This is a genomic window from Pseudomonas sp. MWU318, from assembly GCF_016756945.1.
Lineage (GTDB): Bacteria > Pseudomonadota > Gammaproteobacteria > Pseudomonadales > Pseudomonadaceae > Aquipseudomonas > Aquipseudomonas putida_A.
Genome location: NZ_JAESJL010000007.1, coordinates 33,028 through 46,439, shown reverse-complemented (window position 1 = coordinate 46,439; position 13,412 = coordinate 33,028). Strand labels below are relative to the sequence as shown.

The window sequence follows — 13,412 nt, the reverse complement described above, 5'->3', positions numbered from 1 at the left end:
CGGTTTGCATCAGAAGCGCCAGATCACATCGATGAACGCGCGGTGCATGTACGAATCGACCTGGCTGCCATAGGCATCACCGGGCTTGAACACGCCGCCACGGAAACGCACCAGCGCCGACGGTTCGTCGATCGACTGGCTCAACGCCGCTGGCAGCAAGCCCTGCTTGAAGTACTTGGTCACCACCAGGTCCATTTCCTGACCCAGATCCTTGTTGCCATCCTGCAGTGGCAGCGAGGTGCTGGAGAGGATCGCGCCAGTGACGTCGTCGGTGTTGTTTTCCACGGCGTTGATGCCGTTGCTGCCCACCGGCTTGTTGCCGTCCACGCGCCAGAACTTGTGGTAGATCACGCTGGCGTCGTACTGATCGTTGAGCATCCACGAACCGAACAGGGTGGCGGTCTGCATGTTGTTCATTTCGCCACGGAACGCTTCGCCGAAGCGGTGCACGCGCGAGCGGGTACCGGTGTAGTTGGAGCGGTTGCTCTCCAGACCGTTCTGCTGGTAATCGGCGCTGGCGCGGGCGTAGGCCGCACCGACCTGCCACTGCGGATCGAGGCGCAGGCGCACACCAAGGTCGGTGGCCCAGCCGTTGATGTCATCACTGCGCTTGGCTTGTGCCGGACGGCTGCCATCGGCGTTCAGCGGGTTGACCGAATCGAGGTCGCCGCTCATGCCGGTGATGCTGCCCCAGTAGTTGACGGTGTTGGTGTTGCGCCAGTTGTAAGCGTCGCTGTCGGCGGTCAGACCGAGCCAGCTGATGTCGCCGTTCTGGGTTTTGTCGAGGGTGTCGCGGGGCACGCCCGGTTCGGCGTAATCGAGCTTGCCGTTGTCGTGGGTGTGATGACCGCGAATGCCGATCCAGTTACCCGGTGTCCACTGGTAGGCGGCATCGGCGTAGGCGTGCAGGCGGTCCTTGTCTTTCGGCGCCAGCTCTTTGAGGTCGGTGCGGTATTCGCTGAAGCGTTCGGCAACACCGACGTTGGCGCGCAACAGGGTGGTGTCGAAGGTCCAGTTCAGCGCTTCGATGTTGGTGTCGCGCCATTGGCCGTCGTCATTGCGCAGGCGCTGGCGACCGAGCTTGAGCATCTCGCCGGGGTACGGCGTCAGGCCGCTGTAGCCGACCCAGAACTCGCGCATCGCCAGATAGTTTTTCTTGGTTTTGCGGTCGCTGTTGTCGGTGGTTTGCTCACCGTCGGACTGCTGCAGGGTGTCGGTCTCGATGATGTCGGACGAGGTCACGGCCTGGCCCATGGCGTAGGCACTCCACGCGCCGCTTTCGCCGTAGACCCACGGACGCAGGTCCAGGCCCACACCGTTGACGTCGCCGCCGCTGGCGGTGCCGAGGTCGCGGTCGTCTTCGGACTGGCCGGTGATTTTCACTTCCAGGCCGAAGTTCTTGGTTTCAGTGATCGCGGCCAGTGTCGGGCAAGACCAGATCAGCGCGAACGTGAGGCCAATGCCGGCCTTCACAAAGGGATTCAACTTCATAGGGATTCCTCGCCGTCTTCTTCTTGCAGGGCGTGCAGTTGCAGCGTGTTCTGGTTCAGGGCGCCACGGCTGGCCTGTTCCTGTTGCAGCAGGCGCTGGGCTTCGGCCAGACGCTCGGGTGGCAATTGCGCTGCGAGGGTGGTCGCCAGTTCATCGGCTTGCGGGGTGTTCTGCGCCTTGGCCAATTGGCTGAAGACATAGGCGTTGAGCGGGTCGGGTTTGGTGCCCTTGCCTTGGGAAAACAGTTGGGCGATGGCGAAATCGGCGCTGTTCTGGCCGTTGCGCGCCGCGGTCAGCAGATGGTCGAGGGCCTTCTGCGGGTAGACCTTGCCCAGGTAACCACGGCGATAGATCTGGCCGAGGTAGTAGTCGGCGGCGACTTCGCGGCCGACGGCTTTCTGGAAGTGTTCTTCGGCAACTTTCGCGTCGGCCGGCACCAGTTTGCCTTCGTAGTAGAGCTTGCCCAGCAACAGTTCGGCGCGCGGCTGATCGGCGGCGCGGCCGTTGTCCAGGTACTTCATCATCTGATCGACGTCGCCCAGTTCCGGGAAGTCGTAGAGCAGCTGCGCGAGGGTCACCCACGATGCCGGGTAGCCCGGGGCGATCGGTTCGAGCAGCGACTGCGCGGTCTTCTCGTCGGTCTTGCCCAGGGTCGAATCGGCCAGCACGCGGGCCACCGAATCGACGCGCTGCGCGCTGACCGTGCCACGGCTGTAACCGGCCTGCATCTGCTTGATCAGCTCGGCCTGTTGCTCCGGCTGGGCGCGTTTCTGATAGACCGTGGCCAGTTCGACGTAGCAGATGTCGGTGGTGTTGAGCGCGGCCTTGCAGATTTTTTCCACGTCATCCAGATGCTGGTCGTAAGTGCCCTGGGTGCGATACAGCAGCACCTGCGCCAGACCCGCTTCCGGGTAACCGGATTTGCGCCACTGATCGATCTGCTGCTGTGCGTTGATGTTCGGGAAGCTGTGCGGGAATTGCAGGTACAGCATCGCCAGCGGAATCAACGTGTTGCCTTCGCCATTGGCGGCGGCTTTTTTCAACAGGCTTTCGGCTTCGTGGTGCTCGGCCTCGGTGGAACCCGGTTTGGCCACCAGCAGGCGACCGAGACGGGCCTGGGCCCGTGGCGACACGTCGGCGGCGGCACGGTAGGTTGCTTCGGCCTGTTTGATCTGCTCGGGGTCGCGGCTGTCGACCTGGATATCGGCGAGACCGACTTGCGCCTCGCTGTAACCCAGATCTGCCAGTGCGCGGTAGTTCTGCGCGGCGGTGGCGGTGTCGCCACGCTTGAGCGCTTCGTTGGCCAGGCGTTGGTCGGGCAGGCCGGCGCAACCGGCGAGACTTACCGCCAGTGCGACTGCACACAGCGGACCCATGTGGGAGCGGGCTTGCTCGCGAAGGCGGTGTGTCAGCCCACACTGATTTTGAATGTTGAACCGCATTCGCGAGCAAGCCCGCTCCCACAAGGGCTGCGGCGTGTTCAAAAGAGTAGGAATCGTCACAGGCATGTCCTCGACTTAAAGACCGGCAGCCATGGCTTTGTCGATCAGCCAGTTCAGGTTCGGGCCACGGTCGCTGTTCACTTCCACCGGGCGGCCGGCGAAGCTGCTGTCCAGCGGTTCGTCCGGCTGGATCTGCACGCGGATGTCGGAGGACAGGTCGGCGCTTTTCAGGCTGGTGCTGCTGACGATCTTGCCGGTGCGGGTCTGGTCTTCGCCGGCAATCTGGAAGCTCACTGGCGTCCCCGGACGCACGTCGCCGAACTGGCGATAGGAGAAGCGTGCATCGACGGTGGCCTGGGTGTTGCGCGGTACCAGAGTGAAGATCACGTCGCCCTTGCTCGCGTACTGACCGTCAGCCACCAGTTGCTGGGCCACGGTGCAATCGCAAGGCGAGGTCAGGGTGCCGGTCATCTGCTTGCCGAACAGTTCTTCAACCTTGGCCGGTTGCAACTGGTCTTCGTCCAGATGGCCCTTGAGCACGTCGAGCATGCTGGTGCTGAAGGTCGCCAGCGGGGCGCCTTTGGCGGCCACGCCGTCGGACTTGACCAGGCTCTGCACGGTGCCGTCACGCGGCATGGTGATGTTCATTCCCGGCACGCTGACCAGACCTGCTTGCGCGTGGCTGACGAAGTACATGCCGTACACCGACTTGAAGACGAAACCGAAAGCGACCAGACCGATGGCGAAAATGCCGGCGCTGAAAGTCACGGCTTTCAGACGCCCGAACGGGGTCATGCCGCTGCCGCCGTCCTTGACCTTGCGCGCCTTGGTGAAGTTGTCGCGCTGCAGGGTCGCCAGCACTTCACCCATGCTGACGATGTCGCCGGCCAGGTGCGAAGTGATCAGGTGGCGCAGGGTGGAAATATCCTGCGGTTCCAGGTTCTGGAACTGGCAACCGGCGCGGCCGCTCTGGCGATCGTAGGAGCGCACTTGCAGTTCGACGTCCATGGCCAGACCGAGGTTGTCGATGACGAATTGCAGGCGTGCCTTGTACACCTCGCCGATGGTCAGCGGCAGTTGCCCGGCGTTGAACGCCAGACCACCGGCGGACAGGTCGAGGACCCGCGCTTCGACCGGCGTCCGGTCCGGACCGAAGAAACGCAGTTTGGCCGGGATTTTCACTCGGGCGTGCTGACGCTGGGCTTCGGATTCATGCACTACGTTGGCGTTGACGGCGGTATTCATGGGGGCGATTTCCTTGTTAATTCAATAGGGGCAGGTCAGACCATCATCAGCAGCACGGCGACGAAAATGCTGCCGGCGGAGAAGGTCATGGTCCGAGACGACCAGGTGTTGAACCAACGTTGAAAGCTGGCGAGATCACGGGTCAGGGAAGTGGGTTGGCGCGTCCAGGATTGCTGGTCGAGGCGGAAGAACACGTAGATCTTCACCAGCGCACCAACGATCTGGTTGTAATAGAGAATCGCCGGGTAAGCCGGGCCGATCCGGTGACCGGAGCACGACAGCAACAGGGTCAGAATCAGGCGGGTGATGCCGATCCACAGCAGGTAGGCGAGGATGAACGCGCCGCCGTACTTGAAGCTGGCGATGATCGCCACGGTCAGGCCCAGCAACGACGTCCACATCGATACGCGCTGGTCGAACAGCACCACCGAGGTGAAGGCGCCAAGGCGTTTCACACCCAGGCCCAGCGCTCGCGAGTTCTGGCGGAGGTTGTTGCCGTACCAGCGGAACATCAGTTTGCGGCTGGCCTTGATGAAGCTCTTTTCCGGCGGATGCTCAACGGTGTTGATCGCGGCGTCCGGCACGTAAAAGGTGTCGTAACCCAGGCGCATCAGGCTGAACCAGCTCGACTTGTCGTCGCCGGTGAGAAACTTGAAACGGCCCAGGCGCCAGTGTTGCAGCGAGTCGCTTTCGACGTCGGCGATGAATTCCGGATCGGTCACCACGGTGGCGCGGAACACCGACATGCGCCCGGTCATGGTCAGCACGCGCTTGGACAGGGCCATCGAGCACATGTTGATGTGACGCTGGGCAAAACGCAGCTTGTGCCATTCGCTCATGATGTAGCCGCCGCGCACTTCGCAGAACTCGTTGGTGGTCAGGCCGCCGACATTGCCGAACAGCTGGAACCACGGCACGGTCTTGCGCACGGTGCCTTCGCCAAGCACGGTGTCGCCGTCGATCACGGCCACCACGGCACGGTCGTCCGGCAGGTGACGGGAGATCGCGCGGAAACCGTAGGCCAAGCCATCGCGCTTGCCGGTGCCGGGAATGCGCACGAAGTCGAGCTTCACGCGGTCTGGCGGATTCATCCGCGCCCACAGCGCTTTCACCAGCAGCTCATCGGACATTTCGACGATCGAGCAGACCACGGTGGTCGGCAGTTCGCAGTCGATGGCTTCGCGGATCACCGAGCTGTAGACCTGCGCGGTGGTCAGCGCGTCGATACGGAAACTGGTGACCATCAGAAACACATGCGACGGATCCGCCGCTTTGCCCAGCTTGCGCACTTTGCGGCGCAGGTGCGGGTAAACGATGTAGAGAAAAATCATGCCGCGCACAAAGTGCGTTGCACCCATCGAGTAGCGCCAGATACCCACGGCGCCAATCAGGAAAATAAAGTCCTTCGACTCGGAGTCGAACGTGGACGTGGGCAGCATCAAAGCCAGGCCCATCAACAAACTGAGGTAAAACAGCCAACCGGCGGCCTGAAGTAGGCCGTGCTTTAGCCTGTGCATAATCTGCATCCGTCTCTATCTCGGGCCGGGCCCGATGGGGTTAAGGCAGGCTTACAAAAACTTGCAAGGACATGTAGGAGCTGCCGAAGGCTGCGATCTTTTGATCTTTGCGGGTTCACTCAAGACTCAAGTGGCCGGGGTAAAGATCGCAGCCTCGTTTCACTCGTCAGCTCCTACAGGGCTGTTTACCAGCAGATACCTTCGGTGCGAGTACCTGGGTTGGTGGCTTTGGCCATGAAGCCGACCAGGTCGATGACCTGTTTGCCTTGCGGTGCTTCCTGGGCCAGCGAGCGGAATTTCTCGTCGCGGTTGCCGAGGATGATCACGTCGGAGTTGTCGATCACCGAATCGAAGTCCGAGTTGAGCAGGGACGATACGTGCGGGATCTTCGACTCGATGTAGTCCTTGTTCGCGCCGTGAACACGGGCGTACTCGACGTTGCTGTCGTAGATGCTCAGGTCGTAGCCCTTGCCGATCAGCATTTCGGCCAGTTCCACCAGCGGACTTTCGCGCAGGTCATCGGTACCGGCCTTGAAGCTCAGACCGAGCAGGGCGACTTTGCGTTTGTCGTGGCTTTCAACGATGTCGAAGGCGTTCTGCACTTGCGATTCGTTACTGCGCATCAGCGAGTTGAGCAACGGTGCTTCGACGTCCAGCGAACCGGCACGGTAGGTCAGGGCGCGCACGTCTTTGGGCAGGCACGAACCGCCGAAGGCGAAGCCCGGGCGCATGTAGTACTGGGACAGGTTGAGGGTCTTGTCCTGGCAGACCACGTCCATCACTTCACGACCATCGACGCCGACCGCTTTGGCGATGTTGCCGATCTCGTTGGCGAAGGTCACTTTGGTCGCGTGCCAGACGTTGCAGGTGTACTTGATCATCTCGGCGACCGCGATGTCCTTGCGGATGATCGGCGCGTCGAGTTCTTCGTACAGCGATTGCAGAACGTCGCCCGAGGCTTTGTCGAACTCGCCGATGACGGTCATCGGTGGCAGGTCGTAGTCCTTGATCGCGGTGGATTCACGCAGGAATTCCGGGTTGACCGCGACGCCGAAATCGACACCGGCCTTCTTGCCCGAGCAGTCTTCGAGGATCGGGATCACCACGTTGGCGACGGTGCCCGGCAGCACGGTGCTGCGTACCACGATGGTGTGGCGGGTGGTTTTTTCACGCAGTACGAAACCGATCTCGCGGCACACCGCCTCGATGTAGTTCAGTTCCAGGTCGCCGTTCTTCTTACTCGGCGTACCGACGCAGATCATCGACAGGTCGGTGTCACGAATCGCCTCGGCGAAGTTGGTCGTACCGCGCAGACGGCCGGTCTCGATACCCTGAGCCAGAAGTTCGCCCAGACCCGGTTCCACAATCGGCGACTTGCCGGCGTTGATCATGTCGATCTTGTCTTTGGCAACATCGACGCCAACCACGTCATGGCCCCGTGCAGACAGGCAACCGGCACACACTGCGCCAACGTAACCCAAACCAAATATGCTGATGCGCATCGCAATTACCTCTGTGTTTTATCAAGCCATTAGATGGCCGGAGTTAATGGTGTTCAGCGGTCATAGTGCACTCGAAAGTGCGGCATACAGGCGCCACAATGCCGTGTGCAGGCATACTAAGTTCCGAGTGTCTAAATAAGTGCACTCAAGATGTGCGCAACTAGGCCTTAGTTGTTATGACTTGCCCTGTTATGCAGCGGATCTTCTTGCTGGAAGACTCTTGTGCATGTGTTCAGTCCACTTGATGTCGGACGAAAGGCCCGTAGATCAAGCGGTTGGGTGCTCAGGCGAGCACAATTACAGGGGCGCAGCCTTGGCCTTGTAGAGGATGTTTATGGTGCGTATCACCTATCCATCGTTAGTTGATCAGATGAGTGAACCATCTAGGCAAGTTGCTGTGACAACTTGGTTACATGGTTCTCCGCTCTGCGTAAGTTATCTCGTACAAACTCGGCGAGAATCGTTACCGGTGGTATGAGCTATGCATTTGGACATAGTTCCTACCCGCTCATCGCGAAATCTGAAATTTTTTGAAATATTGCCAAAGATGGCACTGGTCTCAATTTGATAGCACTTTCGATTTGGGCCTTTGTTAATCGGTGCGTAATCGAGCTAGATAGTTTTGTGCCACTACCGTAAAAAAATTTACGTGCCACTACTGAAAAAAAGTGCGGCTGTCGAGTGAAACTAAAATTAGAATTGGGCAGGACGATTTTATGGCGCCAATAAAACGGCGAAATGTTGCGAGGGATTTTTGACGTCGTGCGAGCTGCACGACTCTTTATAGAAAGAGTCGTGCAATGGGCATGCTTTATTCCGGGGCGTGGTCGCGCAGAAACACCAGATTGTCCGGTTTCGATTGCTCGGCGCTGTAGCGATAACCCTGCACATCGAACTGCTTGAGCAGGGCAGGATCGTTGATTTTTTCCTGAATCACGAAACGGCTCATCAGGCCGCGGGCCTTCTTCGCGTAGAAGCTGATGATCTTGTACTGGCCGTTCTTCAGGTCCTTGAAGTCGGTGTTGATGATCCGCGCGTTCAGGGCGCTGCGTTTGACCGCCGAAAAGTACTCGTTGGAGGCCAGGTTCAGCAGCACATCGTCGCCCTGATCGGCCAGCGCTTCGTTGAGCCATTCGCTGATGCGCGTGCCCCAGAACGCGTACAGGTCCTTGCCACGGGCGTTGGCCAGTTTGGTGCCCATTTCCAGACGATACGGCTGCATCAGGTCCAGCGGACGCAGCAGGCCATAGAGACCGGAGAGCATGCGCAAGTGCTTTTGCGCATAGTCGAACTGAGCTTCACTGAACGATTGCGCGTCGAGGCCGGTGTACACGTCACCCTTGAACGCGAGCAGTGCCTGCTTGGCGTTTTCCGGGGTGAAGGCGGGCGTCCAGCTGCCGAAACGCGCGGCATTCAGGCCGCCGATCTTGTCGGACACGTGCATCAGTTCGCTGATCTGTGCCGGGCTCAGTTCGCGCAGCTGCTGGATCAGCTCCTGAGAATGATCGAGGTATTGCGGCTGGGTAAAGCGCTGGGTCGCCGGCGGTGTTTCGTAATCGAGGGTCTTGGCGGGGGAAATCACCATCAGCATGAAGTCGTCTCCTTTAATCGTGGGGCGATTCTAGGGGGTTGTCCCTGTTGACTCCAGCTATGAGCGTGATAGGTGATCGATGGTGTCATGGAACAGGATCACAGCCTTCGGCAGCTCCTACAGGTTGCGGTCGACTGATGACTGCCTTTGTAGGAGCTGCCGAAGGCTGCGATCTTTTGATCTTTCTTTTGATTGTCCTGCGATCACCCGCGATATAGTGCCGCGCGGGTTTGGTTATGGAGACACCCCTTTGCGCATTGTTCTTTTATTCACCGCGTGGCTGTTGAGCTTCGGGGCCATGGCGGCGCCGGGCGATGTGGCGACGCTGGATCGCAGCACCTGGCCGGAGCAACTGAGCAGCCCGACGCTGTTCGACGTCGCCTCGCGCGCGGAAATCCTCATGTTCGCCCGGGGCCTGCTCGGCACCGAGGCGCTGGACGAGACCGCGCTGGCCCAGCGCCTTGGGCTGCGCACGGTCAACGTCGACGCGATCAGCCACCTGCGGCAGCGGCTCTGGGAACGTCTGTTGGCCAACTACAACTTCGCCCAGCAGAGCTGCGATCAGGACGCCTCGTTCTGCTTCCTCGTCGAAGACCTGCCGACCCTGCGCGAGCAGGCCGCCAAGTTCGTGGTCAGCGACGACAGCTATTACACCAGGTGGGCCGAGCCGAGCCGGTTGTTTCATCTGCAGTACCTGGACGAGCTGATGCGCAAGGCCGCGCTGTCGCCGCAAACCAGCAGCGAAGTCGATCGTTTTGGCGACTACGAGCGTAGCGGCGAAGAGATGCACGACCGGCTGTTTCTGCTGAGCTTCGACAGCGCCGCCAATCTGCAGCCGGACAACACCGACTGGATTGCCGACTACCTGCGCAAATCCAATCTCAGCGGCACGTTCTTCCTGTTGGGCAAGGATGTGCAGGCGCGTCTGGCCGATCGCTCGGTGAGCAACCTGCAATCGGAGTTCTCGAAACAGTGTGTGGGCGTGCAGGGTTGGGAGTTCCGTTCCCACAGCTATTGGCAAGACTGGCAGGACTCGGTGCGCCGCAGCGCCGATCTGGTGAAGAACAAGTTGCCGGAGAACTATGTGCCGCTGTTCCGTCCGCCGGAGGGACAGCGCCGCCCTGATGCCGGCAGCTTCTTGCGCAATCAGGGCCTGCAAGTGGCGCTGTGGGACATCGATGCCCAGGACGGCGCCGGCAAGCTCAAGGGCGCACAGAGTGCGCAGCGGGTGCTGACCCTGATGCTGTTGTGGCGTCACGGGGTGATCAATTTCAACATGAAACAGGATGCGGTGAAGACCGCGTTGCCGTGGCTGATCACGCAAACTGCGCAAAGTGGCATCGGCTTTGAAGACTGTCAGGACGGGTTTCGCTGACAAACGGAAAAACCCCGCAAACATTGGGCTTGGGGCGATTTTTCTAGAGAATTCGATGCAGGCGGACTTCCGACTTTAGCGGGGTCTGGACGGTCCGCCAAGGGCTTTTCGTCACTCTGCAAAATAAACTTAAAAAAACCGTCAAAGTGCTTTTTTATGTCATGGGTTTTGGAGTATTACGAAGACAGACCGCCGAAACCTGCAACACAGGTGGCGTCTTCCAAGACTCCTTTTGTGTGCAGTTCATCCAGGCCCTCGTGGATGAATTCGGCAGTCACTTCGAGGCGCAGCACCGCCCAGGTATTGCGTCGAATGGCTCCCACAAAGGTGACCGAGTATGGATGATCACGGACGTAGCCCTTCTTCCAACCAGCCAATCCTTTATGTACTCGATACCAACGTATTGATTCACGATCCAAATGCCCTGCTGAATTTCGAAGAACACCACGTCGCGATCCCGATGACCGTGCTCGAAGAGCTGGACAAGCTCAAGAGCGGCCATCACAGCGTTGCTGCCGAATGCCGCCAGGCGATCCGGCTGATCGACAAGACCCTGGGCGATGCCTCCCCCGAGGACGTCGAGCTGGGTGTGCCGATTCAGCGCGGCAAGGGCGGGCCGAAGGGCTTGCTGTCAATTCTGATGAGCAAACAGGCCGAGTCGAACCTGATTCTGCCCGAGCATCTGAACGACAACAAAATCATCAACCAGTTGATCGACCTGCACACCCGTGATCCGAAGAAGGCCGTGGTGCTGGTCACCAAAGACATAAACATGCGCCTCAAGGCGCGCGCCTGCGGGATCGCGGCCGAGGACTACAGCACCGATCAGTTGGTCGATGACGTGTCCCTGCTGCCCAACGGTTATCACAACATGACCGGCTCCTTCTGGGACCGCGTGAGCAAGGTCGAAACCCGTCAGGATCACGGCCGCACCTGGCATCAGGTGCAGTTGATCGACAACCTGCCGGCGGTGCACATCAACGAGTTCATCATTGACGAACAAGGCTTTGTCGGCTGGATCAAGGAAATCCAGGAAGACAAGCTGCTGATCCTCGACCTGCATCAGGAACCGCTGCTGCACCAGGAAGCCTGGGGCCTCAAACCGCGCGACATCTACCAGAGCCTGGCGCTGTATGCGTTGCTGGATCCGGACATTCACCTGGTCAACCTGTCGGGTGCAGCGGGTTCCGGTAAAACCATTCTGGCGCTGGCTGCGGCGATCGAGCAGACCATGGTCAGCAAACGCTATCGCCGCATTATCGCGACCCGCAGCGTGCAGGGCCTGGACCAGGAAATCGGCTTCCTGCCCGGCACCGAAGCGGAAAAAATGGAGCCTTGGCTGGGCGCCATCACCGACAACCTCGAAGCCTTGCACATGGATGACGAAAACACCCATGGCAGCGTCGATTACATCCTCAGCAAAGTGCCGTTGCAGTTCAAATCGCTCAACTACATTCGTGGTCGCAGCTTCCAGCAGAGCCTGATCCTGATCGACGAATGCCAGAACCTCACGCCGCACCAGATGAAAACCATCATCACCCGGGCCGGCGCCGGTTCCAAAGTGGTGTGCCTGGGCAACCTGGCACAGATCGATACCCCTTACCTGTCCGCGACCAGCTCCGGGCTGACCTACCTGACCGAACGTTTCAAGGATTTCCCCAACGGGGTGCACATCACCCTGCAAGGGGTGCCACGTTCGATTCTGGCCGAATACGCCGAATCGCATTTGTAACCCTTCCAACAAAACCGGGCGGCCCAAAAGCCGCCCGGTTTTTTATGCCTGAACTACAAATCCCTTGATTGATGCCAGCCTGATGAACACCACTGATCCACTGTAGGAGCTGCCGAAGGCTGCGATCTTTTGATCCTGTTTTTAACAATCAAAGTCAAAAGATCGCAGCCTGCGGCAGCTCCTACACGAAGAACGCCATATTCGTACGTGCGGAAATTTGACCCACAGGTTTACAATCCACGCTCCTGATCAGGAGTAATCCCGTGCTGACTCATCTCGATTCCCAAGGTCGCGCCAACATGGTCGACGTCACCGAAAAAGCCGTGACGTTCCGTGAGGCGACGGCCCAAGCGCTGGTGCGCATGCTCCCCGAAACCCTGCAGATGATCGTCAGCGGCGGCCATCCCAAGGGCGACGTGTTTGCCGTGGCGCGCATTGCCGGCATTCAGGCGGCGAAGAAAACCAGTGATCTGATCCCGCTGTGCCATCCGCTGATGCTCACCGGGGTCAAGGTCGAACTCAGCGCTGAGGGTGACGACAGTGTGCGCATCGTCGCGCGCTGCAAGCTGTCGGGGCAGACTGGCGTGGAGATGGAAGCTCTGACCGCTGCCAGCGTTGCTGCGCTGACCATCTATGACATGTGCAAAGCCGTGGATCGCGGCATGGTCATCGAAAGCGTGCGTCTGCTGGAGAAGATCGGCGGCAAGAGCGGGCATTTTCAGGCGGAGCAGCCATGAAGCTGACGGTTAAATTCTTTGCCCGTTATCGTGAAGCGCTGGGCGTGGACTCGGTCGAGGTCGAAGGCGATTTCGCCACGGTCGACGCTGTGCGTGCGCTGCTCGCCCAACGTGATGGCGCCGAAGTGCTGAGCGAACAGAACCTGATGTGCGCGCGCAACGAAGACCTGTGCCAGCTCGACGAGCCGGTGAGCGATGGCGACGAAGTGGCGTTTTTCCCCACTGTGACCGGAGGCTGAGGCATGGCGATTCGGGTGCAGTCCACGGCGTTCGATCCCGGCGCTGAAGTCAACGCGATGCACGCGGCGAATGTCGGTGTCGGCGCGGTGGTGAGTTTTGTCGGTTATGTGCGCGACTTCAACGACGGGCTGGATGTGGCCGGGATGTTCCTCGAACATTATCCGGGCATGACCGAAAAGGCGTTGGCCAAGATCGCCGTCGAGGCCGAGCAGCGCTGGCCGCTGCTGAAGCTGGAAGTGCTGCACCGCATCGGCGCGCTGGAGCCGGGCGAGCCGATCGTGTTTGTCGGCGCCGCCAGCGCCCATCGCCAGGCGGCGTTCGACGCCTGCGCTTTCGTCATGGACTACCTGAAAACCCGCGCGCCGTTCTGGAAGAAAGAGAACACCAGCGACGGCCCGCGTTGGGTCGAAGGGCGTGACAGTGATCATGCCGCTGCGGATCGCTGGAAGAAGTAATCTCTGCTTTGTCAGCAAAAAGATCGCAGCCTTCGGCAGCTCCTGCATTGGGTCGGCGTACCCCCTGTAGGAGCTGCCGAAGGCT

At 59.9% G+C, this 13,412-nt stretch carries 11 protein-coding genes; 5 read left to right on the top strand and 6 right to left on the bottom strand.

Annotated elements, in window-relative coordinates; all coding sequences use genetic code 11:
• Positions 1-9: 9 nt before the first annotated feature.
• From JN524_RS17285 to yaaA, 6 genes are all read right to left on the bottom strand, one after another.
• Positions 10-1,491 carry an alginate export family protein gene (locus tag JN524_RS17285; RefSeq protein WP_202370111.1) on the bottom strand — a complete coding sequence of 494 codons (1,482 nt, stop codon included), beginning with the start codon at positions 1,489-1,491 and terminating at the stop codon, positions 10-12.
• Positions 1,488-2,993, bottom strand: coding sequence for an alginate biosynthesis TPR repeat lipoprotein AlgK (algK, locus tag JN524_RS17280; RefSeq protein WP_177416189.1), 1,506 nt, complete (start codon positions 2,991-2,993; stop codon positions 1,488-1,490). The genes JN524_RS17285 and algK overlap by 4 nt, the downstream gene beginning before the upstream one ends.
• Positions 2,994-3,008: 15 nt before the next feature.
• Positions 3,009-4,178, bottom strand: coding sequence for an alginate biosynthesis protein Alg44 (locus tag JN524_RS17275; protein ID WP_027610927.1), 1,170 nt, complete (start codon positions 4,176-4,178; stop codon positions 3,009-3,011).
• A gap of 35 nt (positions 4,179-4,213) precedes the next feature.
• Positions 4,214-5,695, bottom strand: coding sequence for a mannuronan synthase (gene alg8, locus JN524_RS17270; protein WP_237403101.1), 1,482 nt, complete (start codon positions 5,693-5,695; stop codon positions 4,214-4,216).
• A 185-nt stretch (positions 5,696-5,880) separates the two neighbouring features.
• Positions 5,881-7,197: a nucleotide sugar dehydrogenase gene (locus tag JN524_RS17265; RefSeq protein WP_007965217.1), complete on the bottom strand. Its 1,317-nt coding sequence runs from the start codon at positions 7,195-7,197 to the stop codon at positions 5,881-5,883.
• Between the two features lie 811 nt (positions 7,198-8,008).
• Positions 8,009-8,788 carry a peroxide stress protein YaaA gene (gene yaaA, locus JN524_RS17260; RefSeq protein WP_108181747.1) on the bottom strand — a complete coding sequence of 260 codons (780 nt, stop codon included), beginning with the start codon at positions 8,786-8,788 and terminating at the stop codon, positions 8,009-8,011.
• A 298-nt stretch (positions 8,789-9,086) separates the two neighbouring features.
• On the opposite strand from yaaA, the gene JN524_RS17255 reads away from it, so the two are divergent.
• The 5 genes from JN524_RS17255 to moaE all read left to right on the top strand — a co-directional run bounded on the left by JN524_RS17255 (position 9,087) and on the right by moaE (position 13,327).
• Positions 9,087-10,163, top strand: coding sequence for a polysaccharide deacetylase family protein (locus JN524_RS17255; protein ID WP_442964284.1), 1,077 nt, complete (start codon positions 9,087-9,089; stop codon positions 10,161-10,163).
• 337 nt (positions 10,164-10,500) lie between these two features.
• Positions 10,501-11,895 (top strand): PhoH family protein, encoded by a 1,395-nt coding sequence (locus JN524_RS17250; RefSeq protein WP_095139594.1) that lies wholly within the window; start codon positions 10,501-10,503, stop codon positions 11,893-11,895.
• 263 nt (positions 11,896-12,158) lie between these two features.
• The gene (moaC, locus tag JN524_RS17245) at positions 12,159-12,632 is read left to right on the top strand and encodes a cyclic pyranopterin monophosphate synthase MoaC (protein ID WP_202370109.1); all 474 of its coding nucleotides are present in this window, start codon (positions 12,159-12,161) and stop codon (positions 12,630-12,632) included.
• Complete coding sequence (gene moaD, locus JN524_RS17240; RefSeq protein WP_166496244.1) at positions 12,629-12,871, top strand: molybdopterin converting factor subunit 1; 243 nt, start codon at positions 12,629-12,631, stop codon at positions 12,869-12,871. The genes moaC and moaD overlap by 4 nt, the downstream gene beginning before the upstream one ends.
• Before the next feature lie 3 nt (positions 12,872-12,874).
• The gene (gene moaE / locus JN524_RS17235; protein WP_202370108.1) at positions 12,875-13,327 is read left to right on the top strand and encodes a molybdopterin synthase catalytic subunit MoaE; all 453 of its coding nucleotides are present in this window, start codon (positions 12,875-12,877) and stop codon (positions 13,325-13,327) included.
• The last annotated feature ends 85 nt before the right edge of the window (positions 13,328-13,412 follow it).

Coding starts and splice junctions, on each gene's coding strand:
- moaE (WP_202370108.1), top strand. CDS start 12,875: ATGGCGATTCGGGTGCAGTCCACGGCGTTCGATCCCGGCGCTGAAGTC.
- alg8 (WP_237403101.1), bottom strand. CDS start 5,695: ATGCACAGGCTAAAGCACGGCCTACTTCAGGCCGCCGGTTGGCTGTTT.
- yaaA (WP_108181747.1), bottom strand. CDS start 8,788: ATGCTGATGGTGATTTCCCCCGCCAAGACCCTCGATTACGAAACACCG.
- JN524_RS17255 (WP_442964284.1), top strand. CDS start 9,087: ATGGCGGCGCCGGGCGATGTGGCGACGCTGGATCGCAGCACCTGGCCG.
- moaD (WP_166496244.1), top strand. CDS start 12,629: ATGAAGCTGACGGTTAAATTCTTTGCCCGTTATCGTGAAGCGCTGGGC.
- JN524_RS17250 (WP_095139594.1), top strand. CDS start 10,501: ATGGATGATCACGGACGTAGCCCTTCTTCCAACCAGCCAATCCTTTAT.
- JN524_RS17265 (WP_007965217.1), bottom strand. CDS start 7,197: ATGCGCATCAGCATATTTGGTTTGGGTTACGTTGGCGCAGTGTGTGCC.
- JN524_RS17275 (WP_027610927.1), bottom strand. CDS start 4,178: ATGAATACCGCCGTCAACGCCAACGTAGTGCATGAATCCGAAGCCCAG.
- JN524_RS17285 (WP_202370111.1), bottom strand. CDS start 1,491: ATGAAGTTGAATCCCTTTGTGAAGGCCGGCATTGGCCTCACGTTCGCG.